Here is a 13,544-nt window from a genome sequence, read left to right on the forward strand (position 1 = left end):
CTACACGTCCCGCGTGTTAATTCTTACGCAAATTGTATTGTATAGCGAGCCCGGAACGTTGTGAGTGTTGTTGTCGGGCCTCAAAGTTCTGTCCTGTGGGCATATTGCCACAGTAGATTTGCCGGCTTGCTTTGCGGGGACTCGGCTTTCGGAGCAGCCGCCCTTGTTGTATCAAGCCTTTTCCAGGAGAATACCTGCCGGGGCAAGGAAAACTGTGGGGAATGAAGAACATGGCAATTACTTTAGCGAAGACTAATCTACTCCGCGTGGTCGCGGCATCGGCTGCTCTGTGGCTGCTGGCGGCTTCTCTTGGCCCGGCGCTTGCCGAGGACACCGCCAAAGAGGCCCAATCCAAACAGTCTCAATCCAAGGACGCCGGCCCCAAGCCGGCCGACGCCAATGCATGGGCCGTGAACTGCTCCAGCGACTCGGCGGCCGGTGAGCTTCAGTGCCAGGTCTCGCAGAACCTCACCGAAGCCAAGACAGGCCAGCGTGTGCTGACGGTGACCGTGCGCCGCGACAGCGCCAATGGCAGCCTGGCCATGCTGCTCGCTTTGCCGCATGGTCTGTTTCTGCCGTCGGGCGTCAGCTATCAGGTCGACAGCGGCAAGAAAGTCACCGTCGCCATCCAGACCAGCGACCAGAACGGCGCCTATGCCGCAGTGCCGGTGGCGCCGGAACTGGCCAAGGCGATGAAGTCGGGGACGACGCTGAACATCGGCATGGAATCGGTGACGCGCAAGCCGGTGACCATCCCGGTTTCCCTCAAAGGCTTCGGCGCCGCGGTGGCCAAGCTGGAATCGATCAAGTAGCGGGTATTGCCGTTCGCTGTCTTGCGACAGTCATAGGGCATCCAACAATCCTAACCAGTGGCAGAGGCGGCCGATTGCCGAAGCTCGCGCCGCCCCTCATTGCCCTGCCGGGCATTTCTCCTCGTATAGTGACGGGGAGAAAATAGCTGCCGCGACCTCGCCGTTCTTTCTTGCGACGCTTGTGGTTGGCGGAACCGTTGATAACAGCTTCCCTCTCCCCGTCACTATACGGGGAGAGGATGCCGGCAGGCAGGTGAGGGGCGGCGCCAACGCCTGGAAAGAGATGGGGTGTATCAAGTCCCACGGGGTCTTCGTTGCAGTCGCCTGCAGCACCAGCTAATGCGCGATCTGTCGGCCGCCGGATCTCCCATTCAGCCCTTGATTGTCCGCGCCCGCAATGCTCCGTTGCCGTTTCGGACATCCGGAGAGGTTTCATGACAGGCTTTGTCGACCGCCAGCGCGCCGCGCAATTGATGGAACGCGCCGGCATCGAAGCACTTGTGCTGTCGGCGCCCGAGGCCTTCCACTATGCGACCGGCGCCTGGATCGGCCCGGCGGGGCTGTTCCGGCGCGCCGGCGGCGGCTTCGTCGTCATCCCGGCCAAACCAGACCTGCCGATCGGTGTCGTCGCCGCCGACTTCAACGCGGCGCAGCTGCGGCTCGCCGCGCCCGGAGCGGTCGTGCGTTCGCACCCGATCTGGATCGAATCGGTGCCGGTAGAGACTGCCACGCACGGGCTCCCCCTGGCCGAGCGGATCGAGGCCGGCCTGGCCGCGCTCGGCCGCGCGCCGGATTTCTCCCGTCCCGCCACCTTCGACCTCGCCGGCTCGGTGCGCCAGCTGCAGCTTCTGCTGGACGAGTTCGGATTGGCGCGCGCAACGCTCGGTATCGATCTGGACTTTGTTCCAGCCGCCGATTTCGCTTCTATCCAGGCGCTGCTGCCGGATTGCCCGATGGTCGACGGCTCACCGGTCCTGGACAGGCTGCGGGCTATCAAATCGGAGCGCGAGATCGACCTCCTGCAGCAAGGCATCTTTCTCTCGGAAGCCGGGCTCGAGCGGCTGCAGGTGGATGCGATGGCCGGCATGCGCCAGGCCGACCTCATCGCGCTCTACCGCAAAGGCGTCACTGAGGCGGCCGCCGGGCTGTCGCATCCGGTCGTGACGGCCGAATATGTAACGCTGGGTGCTCGCGCCAAGGGCGCCGATGCCAGGGCCGTGGCCGGCGATCCCTTGAAATGCGACATGGTCTGCACGGTCGGTTTCTATGCCTCCGACATGTCGCGCAATTTCACCTTCGGGCCGCCATCCGCCGACCAGGCGGAGCTGCATACGATCGCCGAGCGCGCCTTCGAGGACGGGCTGGCGGCGCTAGTGCCGGGGAACACGCTCGCCCATGTCCACCGCGTCACCACTGAGAGCCTGGCGCGGCAAGGCCTGCCCTCCTACCGCCGCGGCCATTTCGGCCATAGCGTCGGGCAGTCGGTCTTTTTCCGAACAATGGCCGTTCATCGCCGCCGACAGCGATGTCGTCATCGAAGCCGGCATGGTGCTGGCCTTCGAAATCCCGCTCTACATAGACGGCCTCGCCAGCTTCAATCTCGAGGACCAGTTTTTGATCACGACGGATGGGCCGAGGCCGATGAACCGGCTGCCGAGGCGGCTGGAGGGGATTGGGTAGCAGGGGATTCAAATCTACACCCTGAAGGTTTAGCCGAAGCCCCTCTATCTTCGTCATTCGCGGGCGGAGCAGGAGCGAAGCTTCGTCGCGGAGACCCCTGGAGCTGCTCCGCAGCCCAAGGAATCCATGTCGGGACCTTGGCCGCCGGGCGCAACGGAGAAAAATTCTGGACCGCGGCAACGCTTTGCAGCGGCGGGTTTGACAATTACCATCTCAGTTTAGGTTGGTCGCACGCAGCAAGAGGGAAAAGAATGCTCGAAATAGCCCCGACGAAACAGGCCGCCGCATGGCTCGACTCCCTGGCGCAGGCGCTTGCGGCCGGCGACGCGGCGACGGCAAGCAACCTGTTCGTCGACGATTGCTACTGGCGCGATCTGCTGACCTTCACCTGGAACGTCACCACCATGGAAGGCCGCGAGGCCATCGCCGCCATGCTCAAGGCAACGCTGGCGACGACAAAGCCCACCGCATGGCAGCTCACCGGCGAAGCGACCTCGGACGAAGGCACGATCGAAGCCTGGTTCACCTTCGAGACCGCTGTGGCTTCCGGCCAGGGCATCCTGCGGCTGCGTGACGGCCGTTGCCGGACATTCTTCACAGCGATGACCGACCTCAGGGGATTCGAGGAGCGCAAGGGTTTGGCGCGGCCGCTCGGCGTGCGCCACAAGGCCGACCCCGAACGCGAGACCTGGTCGGAGGCGCGGGCACGCGAGACGCGCGAACTTGGCGCTTCGGAGCAACCTTATTGCCTGGTCATCGGTGGCGGCCAGGGCGGCATCATGCTGGGCGCACGGCTCAGGCAGCTTGGCGTGCCGACCATCGTCATCGAGAAGAACGCGAGGCCCGGCGATTCCTGGCGCAACCGCTACCGCACGCTCGTGCTGCACGACCCGGTCTGGTACGACCATCTGCCCTACATTCCATTCCCGGAAAACTGGCCGGTGTTCACGCCCAAGGACAAGATGGGCGACTGGCTGGAAATGTACACGCGCGTCATGGAGCTCAATTACTGGGTCGCCACCAAATGCCTCAGCGCTTCCTATGACGAGGCGCAGAAGGAGTGGACCGTGGTGGTCGACCGTGTCGGCCGGCAGATCACGCTGAGGCCGAAACACATCGTCTTCGCCACCGGCGCTTACGGCCCGCCGCGAAAGATCGACCTGGCCGGCGCCGGTGCGTTCAAGGGCGAGTTGCTGCATTCCAGCCAGTATGCCAGCGGCGACAAATTCCGCGGCAAGAAGGTCGCCGTCATTGGCGCGGCAAGTTCGGGGCACGATGTCTGCGTCGACCTCTGGGAAAGCGGCGCCGACGTCACCATGATCCAGCGCTCGCCAACCACCGTGGTCAAATCCGACACGCTGATGGAGGTCGGCTTCGAGATCTTCTCGGAAAGCGCGCTGGCGCGCGGCATCACCACCGAGAAGGCCGACATGATCGTCGCCTCGACGCCTTTCGCGCTGGTGCCCAAGGGCCAGCGCGCGCTCTACGAGGTGATCAGGGCACGCGACGCGGCTTTCTACGACCGCTTGCGCGCCTCGGGCTTCGCCATCGATTTCGGCGACGACGAGACCGGCCTGCTGATGAAGGCCTACCGCACCGGCTCGGGCTATTACATCGACGTCGGTGCTTCCGACCTGATCATCGACGGCAAGATCGGCATCCGCAGCGGCGTCGCTATCAAGTCGCTGACGGCGAAAGGTATCCTGTTCGAGGACGGCAGCGAGCTCGAGGCCGACGCCATCGTCGCCTGCACCGGCTACCAGTCGATGAACGAAAATGTCGCAGCACTTGTCTCACGCGAAGTCGCCGACAAGGTTGGCCCCTGCTGGGGTCTCGGCTCCGGCGTCAAGGGCGATCCCGGCCCCTGGCAAGGCGAGCTGCGCAACATGTGGAGACCGACGGCGCAGGAAGCGCTGTGGTTCCACGGCGGCAATCTGGCGCTGTCGCGCTTTTACTCGAAATATGTGGCGCTGCAGATCAAGGCGCGGATGGAGGGTATCGCAACGCCGGTTTACGGGAAGCCGAGCAACGCTGAGCGATAGGTCTTTCCTTCTCCCCTTGTGGGAGAAGGTGGATCGGCGCGCAGCGCCGAGACGGACGAGGGGTGCGCCAAGGAGTGCCGTCGGCGCCAAGCTGGAGCACCCCTCATCCGACCTCGCTTCGCGAGGCCACCTTCTCCCGCAAGGGGAGAAGGGAAGGCCACGCAGCGTCACTCGTGCCGATGCCCGAAATGCCGGGCCGCCACCTCGACATGCGTATGGTCGGCATGCGCCTCGAAACGCTCGGTCTCGCTCAGATCGTTCACCGCCTCGTTCGGCCACCAGGTGCCGCCGATGACAATGCCTTCCGACACCAGCCGCTGATCGGCTACCAGCGCGGCGCCGACCGCATCGACGAAGGTGAAGCGGCCCGACCGTTGGCGAAGCACGGCGACATCGCCGACGGTGCCCACCGCCAGCGTGCCGAGATCCGGCCGCGCGATCGCCTGCGCCGGCGCTTGCGTCGCCGCGCGCAGCACTTCGACCAGCGGCATGCCGAGCGCCAGCAGCTTCGACATGCAGACCAGTATGTCGAAGGCGGGACCATCGACGCAGTAGAGATGCACGTCGCTTGAGATGACGTCAGGCGCCAGCCCCTCGGCCAGCATGGCGCGCGCGACTTCGAAGTCGAACGAGCCCATGCCGTGACCGAGATCGAAGATGACGCCGCGCTCGCGCGCCAGCCGCATGTCGGGCCGCACCGCGCCGGAGGCGAAGACCGGCGCATTGGGGAATGGCCGGAAGCAATGGGTGAGGATATCGCCCCGGCGCAGGCGCGGCAGCACTTCCGAGCGGCCGGGTGGCGGCTCGTCAATATGTGCCATCAGCGGCAGGCCGGCTTTGTCTGCGGCCTCCAGCGCCAGGTCGACCGGCGCGATGCCGCTGGTGCCGCCGGCATGCTTGCCGGAGCGGACTTTCACGCCGACCACGACATCGGCGTGCTCACGCACCGCAGCCACCACCTCGCGCGGCTCGCAGAGCCTCAGATCGCTGCACTCGCCGACCGACACCGTCTGCGAGAAACCAAAAATGCCGGCAAACGAAATGTTGACATAGGCCAGGATGCGCACCTTCGAGCGCTCCATGACATGGCGGCGGAAGCCAAGGAAATTGCCGGCGCCCGCGCTGCCCGCATCGATGAAGGTGGTGGTGCCGCTCTTGGCGGCGAGCCGGTCGGCATCGACGCCGAGCGAAGTGCCGCCCCAGTAGACGTGGCTGTGCAGGTCGACAAGCCCGGGCGCGACGATGCAACCCGTCGCGTCGACCACCTGATTGGCGCGCTCCGCCGGAATATCGGCGTCGAGCGCGGCTATACGGCCATTGGCGATGGCGACATCGCGCGGCGCGTCGATGCCGGCCGCCGGATCGATCAGCCGTCCGCCCTTCAGCAGGAGGTCGAATTGCATGGGGGAAACCTCCGCTTCGTTGCCTTGTCGTCTCAAACAGGCCGATAGGCGACGGCTTCGACTTCGATCTTGATGTCGATCATCAGCCGCGATTCGACCGTGGTGCGGGCCGGCGGATTCTTCGGAAAATGCCGGCCATACACCGCGTTGAAAGCGCCGAAATCGCGCGCGTCCTCCAGCCAGACGGTGGTCTTCACCACATCATCCAACGTGCAGCCGGCCAGCGCGAGTGCCGCCTTCACATTGGCAAGCACCTGCTCGGTCTGTTCCGTTATGCCGCCCTGGACCACGATGCCGTCGCTGCCGACCGGAACCTGGCCCGAAACATAGACGAAGTCGCCGGCCCGCACGGCGGGCGACAGCGGCACATGGGATGTTCCAAAAGTCTGTTTGGGCAAGGGATTGCCTCCTCTGATGACGCGACGGGGCGACCCAAGGCGGCGCCCGCTTCGGCGCAGATTTACCGCGATCGGGGCGGCCCCGATAGGGCCCCTGTTGGAAAGCAACATTCTTCGAAATTCGCGTTGCTTTATCACAAGAGCGCTTGCATCGTGCGCGCCTGCCGGACGGCTTTCAAGCCGCAGCGGACCGATGCCTGTGCAGGACCGGAGAGACCGAGAATGACCTTCGACAAGAACCCGTTTCCGTCTGGAGACGCCGACCGCCACGCGCTATGGGAGATGCTGGTGCGACGCGACATCGACGCCTTCATCGGCCAGGACTGGTCGATGGTCGAGAATGATTTCATCGCCGAAAGCTTCTTCGGCATGCACGCGCATTTTCTCGCCAATGCCGATGCCTGGCGGCTGCAGTTCCCAAGGCTGGAGGTCTACCGCGACGAGTGGCTGCGCCAGGCCGAGGAGACGGCGGCGACCAAATTCGCCGAACCGCTGCGCGAGGCGATTTTTCGCGTCACCAATCTGCGCGACATCGATGTCGACGGCGACCGCGCCGTGCTGCACAAAAAGTTTGACGGCTCCATCGCCAAAGCCGACGGCAGCGTCGACCGGCTGAAATGGCAAACGCTGTATTTCTGCAGGAAGGTCGGCGCGAACTGGAAGATCGCCGGCTTCGTCGGCTACATGCCGTATCCGCTGGGAAGCTAGGTGCGCTTGAGCAGGGGCCGGTTGGAGGTTGCGGCAGCGGGATTCCGTCGCTCGTTCGTCGGCTTATCATAGACGTTCGCGATTAGCCGAGCCCCTCCCGACTTCGTCATCGTAGGGCGGAGCAGCTCCAGGGGTCTGCGCCGCGTCGCTGCGCTCCTTGCTTCGCCATAGGATGACGAAGCAATGGGAAGCCCTCTGCTAATCCCGCCGAACGTTATCGTCCGACCAGCACCGCCGCCCGATAGGCCGGATTGCCGTACCAGGCCATCCGGTCGAGTTCCGCCGCCCTGACCGGCAGGTCGATAACGTCCATCGGCAGTTCAAGCCGGTCCGGCTCGATCCAGGGATCGTTGAGGAAATAGACGCCGTCGCCATAGCCATGGACGAGCACCCAGTGCGGGCAGATGTGGCCCATCATCACGGCCTGATCGATCAGCACCAGTGCCAGAAAGCCGCGATCGAGCGCATGGCCGATCTCTTCGATGGCAAAGGCGCGGGGCTCGATCGGCAATGACGCGGCTTCGGCCTCGTGCTTGAAGCCGGCCTGCACGAAACGCATCAGGCCGCGCCTTTCCTCCGAGGCGGCGCGGTCGAGGAAGATCGGTTCGGCGCTGCTCATGAACATTTTGACCCGCAGCCCGCGCCGGTGCGCCGCCAGCGCCAGGCCATAGGGGTCGCAGCCGCCCGGGCCGCTCGGACCGATAATGGTGGTGGCCTCGCGCCAGAGCTCGACCTCCAGCGCCCGGTCCGGCCGCAAGGCTGGATCGATCCCGGCCATCGCCATGGCCAGCGCCGACGGTCCGCAAGTAAAACCCACCGTCTGCGGCCAGGATGGCGGGACGTGCTCCTGCCGGCTGGTCGGCTCGTTGCCGATCCAGCGCTGCAAAAAACCGTCGTGGCGCTCCCACTGGCCGCCGATGCGCAGCACCGTGTCTTCGTCCGCGCGCAGGCACAGAATGTCCTGCGCAAGCGCCTCCGTCTCCAGCGCCTCCAGCAGGCGCGGGCCGTCGGCCGAGATGAAGCCCGGAGCGGACCAGAACAGGGCGATGCGCATCATCGCGGCCACTGGCCGGCGCTGGCCGATCACGATCGCCTCCAGGCGGCCCTCGCTGTATTGCGCCACGCCGGTGATGCCGGCAATCTCCCGCAGCACGGCCAGACGATCGCCGATCACTGCCGGCACCGCCGCCGCAAGGCCCGCCCAGACGGATGCGTCTTCGGCGGTGAAGACTGTCACGCTGGCCCTGCTGGTCAGCGGCGAAGCTGGCATGGGGTCATCTCCGTTCGAAACCGGCCGGCCCTCACCTTCTCCGCGATCTGCCGGTAGAGGCGGTCGGGACCATCACCGCGCCCGGCGGCACAAAGCCCGATGTCAGCCGCTTGATGCAGGTGATCATGTCGGCACGATGCCACAGGCGGGCTCCGAGGCAAAGATCGCTGCGTTACGCCTGAAACCGGTGACGCTCCTGGCGCCGATCAGCCGGGTAATGGCTGATCAGTAGAGCGTGATGAAGGCCGGGAACAGCAGGCCCGTATGCCGGAAGTATTCGACCAGCTCGATGGCCGGGAAGATGGCAAGGAAATAGAGCCCGTCATAGAAGGTGCGCTTGAGCGCCCGGGTCGAGAACTGCAGCTCGTCATTGTCGCGGTAGAGCAGCGGGTTTGGCCAGAACCGCGGCGTCGCCTTGGTATAGGCGATGTAGGCCGGGCCGAACTTGCCCAGCAGATATTCGGCTTCCTTGCGCGCCGTGACGCGGAAGATGAGAAAGCTGGCCACGCCAAGCACCGCTGCCGCCACCAGCGAGCCGTAGAGCAAACCGATGCCGATCGCGCCAACCGTCGAGAAGAAATAGAGCGGGTTCTGGCTGATCGAGAACGGTCCCGCCGAAACCAGTTCCTCATTCTTCTTGCCGCCGACATAGAGGATGCTCCACAGCCGGCCGGCGACGCAGGCGAGCACCAGGCAGAAGCCGAGGAATTCCAGTGTTTCGTGCCCGTCCGAGCCCTCGGCGAGCGCCGGCTTGGTGAGGAGCAGCAGCAGCACCGCCAGCACCGCCGCCGCCCGCACGAAGATCAGCCGCTTGCGCTGCACGAAGGCCTTTGAAACCGGCTTGAGCGAAGCATAGGTCATTCGTGTTTTCCTGGGGCACGGATTGCGGTGCCGGCGCACTGGGGCACGCCATTGATGGCGGATACAAGGCGATCGCTTTCTATCAGCGCAACGCGCGGCGTTCGTAAAGGCCTTTTGCGCCAACCAGCTCCATCCTTACGAATTTGTATGCCCCGGGACAGGCTGGAGTGAAGTCGCTTCCTTATCGTTCAGATGCCGGTCCGCGAATTAGGGGTCGGCTTCAATTACCGCAGCCGGGCCACCGGCATCAGATAGGGAATGGTTTCATGAGAAGATTTGCACTTGCCGTCGCAGTGGGCACCCTCGCTGTCTCGGCCGCGATTTCCACTGCCTATGCGGCCCCCGCGCCTTGTGAGGAAAGTTTGAAGGCCCTTCGTGCCGCTGAAGCGGCAGCCAAGCTCAACGACGCCGACAAGAACAAGGTCTCGGAACTGGAGACCAAGGGCATCGAGCGCTGCAACGCGGATGACGACAAGCGCGCCGACGACTTCTTCGCCCAGGCGATGAAAGTCATGGGCAAGTAAATCCATGCCATCCAAAGCACCCTCGGGCCTCACCCGAGGGTGTTCAGCGATTGAGACATGACATGCATGAAATAGGGGCGAATCGCACGGATCCCTCGCGATGCGCTTTCATCCCACCGCAACCATCAACCTCAGGACTTCAGCCATGCTCCCGACCAACAAGCAGTCTGCCGGACCGAGCCAGAACAGGGTTCCGGACGTCACCTTCGACTTCTGGCTGATCAAGCTGATGGCGGTCACCATGGGCGAGACGGCGGCCGATTATCTCGCCGTCAACCTCGGGCTTGGCCTGACCGTCACGTCGCTGATCATGACCGGCGTGCTGATCGTCGCCCTTGTCCTGCAGTTCGCGCAGAAGCGCTACGTGCCCTGGGCCTACTGGCTGGCGGTGGTGCTGATCAGCGTCGTCGGCACGCTGATCACCGACAACCTCGTCGACACCTTCGGCGTGCGCCTGCAGACGACGACGATTGCCTTCTCGGTAGCGCTCGCGGCGACATTCGCGGTCTGGTACGCCAGCGAGCGGACTCTTTCGATCCACACCATCTTCACGACCAGGCGCGAGATTTTCTACTGGCTGGCGATCCTCTTCACCTTCTCGCTCGGTACCGCCGCCGGCGATCTCGTCGCCGAGAGCTTCGACATGGGCTATCTGACGTCGGGCCTCATGTTCGGCGGTGTCATCGGGCTCATCGCGCTCGCCTATTATCTCGTCAACCTGGACGCCATCCTGGCCTTCTGGCTGGCCTATATCCTGACGCGCCCGCTTGGCGCCTCCTTCGGTGATCTTCTGTCGCAGCCAGTCGAATATGGCGGCCTCGGTTTCGGCACCACCTCCACCAGCATGATCTTCCTCGGCTGCATCGTCGCCCTGGTTCTCTACATGACGCTGAAGAAAACCGCCGGCGATGCGGATGAGATCCTGCTGGAGTCGGACTAGGCTTCGGAAGGAAGGGAAAGCGCTACCCGGCCAAGGCCATCCTGCATCCTAGGAACGGGCCCATGCCGGTGATAGCCTGTGGCCGATATCGGCAATGAACCGGAACAGCGATGCGACTTCTTCTCGTCGAGGACGACCACAGGACGGCGGACTATATCGTCAGGGGACTGACCGAGGCCGGTCATGTCTGCGACCTCCTGCGCAACGGCCATGACGCGCTTTTCGCCGCTACCCGGGACAATTACGACGTGATCATCGCCGACCGGATGATCCCGGGCCTCGACGGCCTGTCGATGGTCAAGGCGGCGCGCGCCGCGGGCGTGCGCACGCCAGCGATCTTCCTCACCTCCATCGGCGGCATCGACGACCGCGTCGAGGGCCTGGAGGCCGGTGGCGACGACTATCTGGTCAAGCCCTTCGCCTTTTCCGAGCTGCTTGCCCGCATCCATGCGCTCGGCCGGCGGCCGGCGGCACAGGAACAGAAGACGGTTCTGCGGGTCGGCGACCTCGAAATGGACCTCATCATGCGGCGCGTCACCCGCCAGGGCCAGCCGATCGACCTGCAGCCGCGCGAATTCAGCCTGCTCGAGGTGCTGATGCGCGGCGAAGGCCGTGTCATCACCCGCACCATGCTTCTGGAGCGCGTCTGGGACTTTCATTTCGACCCCAAGACCAGCGTTGTCGAGACCCATATCAGCCGGCTGCGCGCCAAGATCGACAAGCCGTTCGAGACCCAGCTCATCCACACCATCCGCAACACCGGCTACAGCCTGCACGCTCCGCTCGCGCCATGACCGGAACCTGGTCTCGCCTGCTGCGCAGCACGCCGTTCCGGCTCGCGCTGACATTCGGCTTCCTGTTCATGCTGGCCTTCGTGCTGTCGGGCGCCATCGTCTACCAGATGATGAGCGCCGATCTTGCCGAGCGGCTCGACGAGACCATCAAGGAAACCTATTCGGTCGTCGCCGCCACCTATTCCGGGAACGATCTGGAGGACCTTGTCGCCACGATCGAAAGCCATGCAAAGCTCAGCCCGAAGAAGGAACAGCTGTTTTCGCTGACCGACCCGGCCGGAAACCACCTGGCCGGCAACTTCACCGCCGCCGGGCTTCCCGACGGGTTCTCGGCGTTCGACGCCGTATTGCCGGGCGTGCCGCCGGATACGGAGTATCGCGCCTTTTCCGGCTCGGTCGGCGGCAACAATCTGACGGTCGCCTTCAGCCTTTCCGAAACCGAGGAGCTGGAAACGGTGGCAATGATGAGTTTCGGCTGGGCCACCCTGATCATCACCGGCCTGGCGGTCACCGGCGGCGCGCTGCTGGCCTCGCGCGTCCAGCGCCGTCTCGACGGCATTGCCGCCACCATGGTCGATGTCTCGCATGGCCGGCTGGACACCCGCATTCCGCTGACCGGCAATGGCGACGACATCGATGTCGTCTCCGGCCAGGTCAATGCCGCCCTCGACCGCCTGTCGGCGCTGGTCGACGGAATGAAACAGGTCAGCGCCAACATCGCGCACGATCTGAAGACGCCGCTCAACCGCCTGCAGATGATCCTGGAGGGCGCCGCCTACAAGGCCGCGCGGGAACAGGACGTCTCCGATGATCTCGCCGACGCGCGCGCCGAGGGCCATCAGATCAACGAAACCTTCGATGCGCTGTTGCGGATCGCCCAGATCGAGGCCGGAGCCCGCAAGGCGCGCTTCACCGATCTCGATCTCGGCGAGGTGCTGGAAACCATCGCCGAGATCTACACCGACGTTGCCGAGGATGACGGAAAGTCGTTGGCATCGACGCAATTGCGTGAAACAGCAGACCCGATTCATGGCGATCGGGAACTGTTGACGCAGATGTTCGCCAATCTGGTCGAGAATGCGCTGCGCCATTGCCCCCCGGCACGGCGATCAGACTTTCGGTGGCGCGCCAGGGCGAGCATGTCCTTGCCACGGTCGCCGACAACGGCCCCGGCATTGCCGCCGACGAGCGCGAAAAAGTGTTTCAGCGGCTCTACCGGCTGGACCATAGCCGCTCGACGCCAGGCAACGGCCTTGGCCTCAGCCTGGTGCGGGCCATTGCCGATTTGCACGGCGCATCCATCGCCCTTGACGATTGTCAGCCCGGCCTCGCCGTGGTGGTGAGCTTTCCGCTGGTAAGATCGGCGGCGTCATAGGGTCGTGAGCTGGTGCCGGAAACTTACCAAAGCGCCAATAGCTTACCAAAGCGTATGAGGCCGGCGACCCGCCCGTAAGCTTGCAGCGGCATAATGAATGGACCTGACCGTCCATCGAAAGGCCGCGGAAAATGAAAAGCTTCTTTCAGAAAACCGCCGGCGTGTTGCCCGCTCTCGCCGTCGCGGCGTGCCTGGGCACGACAGCCGTCATGGTTTCGGTGCTTGGCAGCCTGCCGGCTTTGGCCGCCGAGAAGCCCGTCCAGCCGGAGAAGAACCCGCCGGGCGACATTCCCGATTCGCAGGTCTTTATCGACTATACCTCGCCGCAAGGGTTCGCGCTGAAGGTGCCGGAAGGCTGGGCACGGTCGGACCGTGCCGACGGCGCCAGCTTCGTCGACAAGCTGGATGGCGTCGTGGTCTCGGTTTCCAAGGCTGACGCCGCGCCCACCGTCGACAGCGCCAAGGCGGACTATGTCGCCAAGCTCCAGGCATCCGGTCGCGCCGTGCAGGTGAGTGCCGTCAAGCAGGTCAAGCTGCCGGCCGGCACCGCGATCCGCATCGTCTACACCTCGAACTCCGAGCCGAATGCGGTCACCAACCGGCAGGTTCGCCTCGAAAACGAGCGCTACCTCTATTTCAAGGACGGCAAGCTCGTCGCGCTAGAGCTCTATGCACCCAAGGGCGCCGACAATGTCGACCAGTGGCAGCTGATGTCCAGCTCGTTCCGGTGGAAATGA

At 64.4% G+C, this 13,544-nt stretch carries 11 protein-coding genes and 2 pseudogenes; 9 read left to right on the forward strand and 4 right to left on the reverse strand.

Annotation, left to right across the window (positions count from 1 at the left end):
• Positions 1-230: 230 nt before the first annotated feature.
• The 3 genes and pseudogenes from HB778_RS13995 (at position 231) to HB778_RS14005 (ending at position 4,534) form a co-directional block, all read left to right on the forward strand.
• Positions 231-812, forward strand: a complete 582-nt coding sequence (locus tag HB778_RS13995; protein WP_244661909.1) for an invasion associated locus B family protein — start codon at positions 231-233, stop codon at positions 810-812.
• Between the two features lie 473 nt (positions 813-1,285).
• Positions 1,286-2,239 (forward strand): annotated as a pseudogene (locus HB778_RS14000) (M24 family metallopeptidase); the annotation flags it as partial.
• Positions 2,240-2,743: 504 nt separating this feature from the next.
• Positions 2,744-4,534 carry a flavin-containing monooxygenase gene (locus HB778_RS14005; RefSeq protein WP_183464408.1) on the forward strand — a complete coding sequence of 597 codons (1,791 nt, stop codon included), beginning with the start codon at positions 2,744-2,746 and terminating at the stop codon, positions 4,532-4,534.
• Between the two features lie 167 nt (positions 4,535-4,701).
• Here the strand turns inward: HB778_RS14005 and HB778_RS14010 are convergent, their stop codons facing one another.
• Both HB778_RS14010 and HB778_RS14015 read right to left on the reverse strand, forming a co-directional pair.
• Positions 4,702-5,937, reverse strand: coding sequence for an amidohydrolase/deacetylase family metallohydrolase (locus HB778_RS14010; protein ID WP_183464409.1), 1,236 nt, complete (start codon positions 5,935-5,937; stop codon positions 4,702-4,704).
• A gap of 32 nt (positions 5,938-5,969) precedes the next feature.
• Entirely contained in the window at positions 5,970-6,335 is a 366-nt protein-coding gene (locus HB778_RS14015; RefSeq protein ID WP_095202613.1) for a RidA family protein, read from the reverse strand.
• 222 nt (positions 6,336-6,557) lie between these two features.
• On the opposite strand from HB778_RS14015, the gene HB778_RS14020 reads away from it, so the two are divergent.
• Positions 6,558-7,043 (forward strand): hypothetical protein, encoded by a 486-nt coding sequence (locus tag HB778_RS14020; protein ID WP_183464410.1) that lies wholly within the window; start codon positions 6,558-6,560, stop codon positions 7,041-7,043.
• Positions 7,044-7,257: 214 nt separating this feature from the next.
• Here the strand turns inward: HB778_RS14020 and HB778_RS14025 are convergent, their stop codons facing one another.
• Positions 7,258-8,313 carry a peptidase C39 family protein gene (locus HB778_RS14025; protein ID WP_183464411.1) on the reverse strand — a complete coding sequence of 352 codons (1,056 nt, stop codon included), beginning with the start codon at positions 8,311-8,313 and terminating at the stop codon, positions 7,258-7,260.
• Between the two features lie 225 nt (positions 8,314-8,538).
• On the reverse strand, positions 8,539-9,174 hold the full coding sequence (locus tag HB778_RS14030; RefSeq protein ID WP_183464412.1) for a methyltransferase family protein: 636 nt from the start codon (positions 9,172-9,174) through the stop codon (positions 8,539-8,541).
• 266 nt (positions 9,175-9,440) lie between these two features.
• Here HB778_RS14030 and HB778_RS14035 point away from each other — a divergent pair, with 266 nt between their 5' ends.
• The 5 genes and pseudogenes from HB778_RS14035 (at position 9,441) to HB778_RS14055 (ending at position 13,544) form a co-directional block, all read left to right on the forward strand.
• The gene (locus HB778_RS14035) at positions 9,441-9,698 is read left to right on the forward strand and encodes a hypothetical protein (protein WP_095202610.1); all 258 of its coding nucleotides are present in this window, start codon (positions 9,441-9,443) and stop codon (positions 9,696-9,698) included.
• A 145-nt stretch (positions 9,699-9,843) separates the two neighbouring features.
• Complete coding sequence (locus HB778_RS14040) at positions 9,844-10,638, forward strand: COG4705 family protein (protein WP_183464413.1); 795 nt, start codon at positions 9,844-9,846, stop codon at positions 10,636-10,638.
• Between the two features lie 110 nt (positions 10,639-10,748).
• Positions 10,749-11,432: a winged helix-turn-helix domain-containing protein gene (locus HB778_RS14045; protein ID WP_183464414.1), complete on the forward strand. Its 684-nt coding sequence runs from the start codon at positions 10,749-10,751 to the stop codon at positions 11,430-11,432.
• Positions 11,429-12,807, forward strand: a pseudogene (locus tag HB778_RS14050) (ATP-binding protein). The gene HB778_RS14045 and the pseudogene HB778_RS14050 overlap by 4 nt, the downstream one beginning before the upstream one ends.
• A 131-nt stretch (positions 12,808-12,938) precedes the next feature.
• Positions 12,939-13,544: a hypothetical protein gene (locus HB778_RS14055; RefSeq protein ID WP_183464415.1), complete on the forward strand. Its 606-nt coding sequence runs from the start codon at positions 12,939-12,941 to the stop codon at positions 13,542-13,544.

The organism is Mesorhizobium huakuii (assembly GCF_014189455.1).
GTDB lineage: Bacteria > Pseudomonadota > Alphaproteobacteria > Rhizobiales > Rhizobiaceae > Mesorhizobium > Mesorhizobium huakuii_A.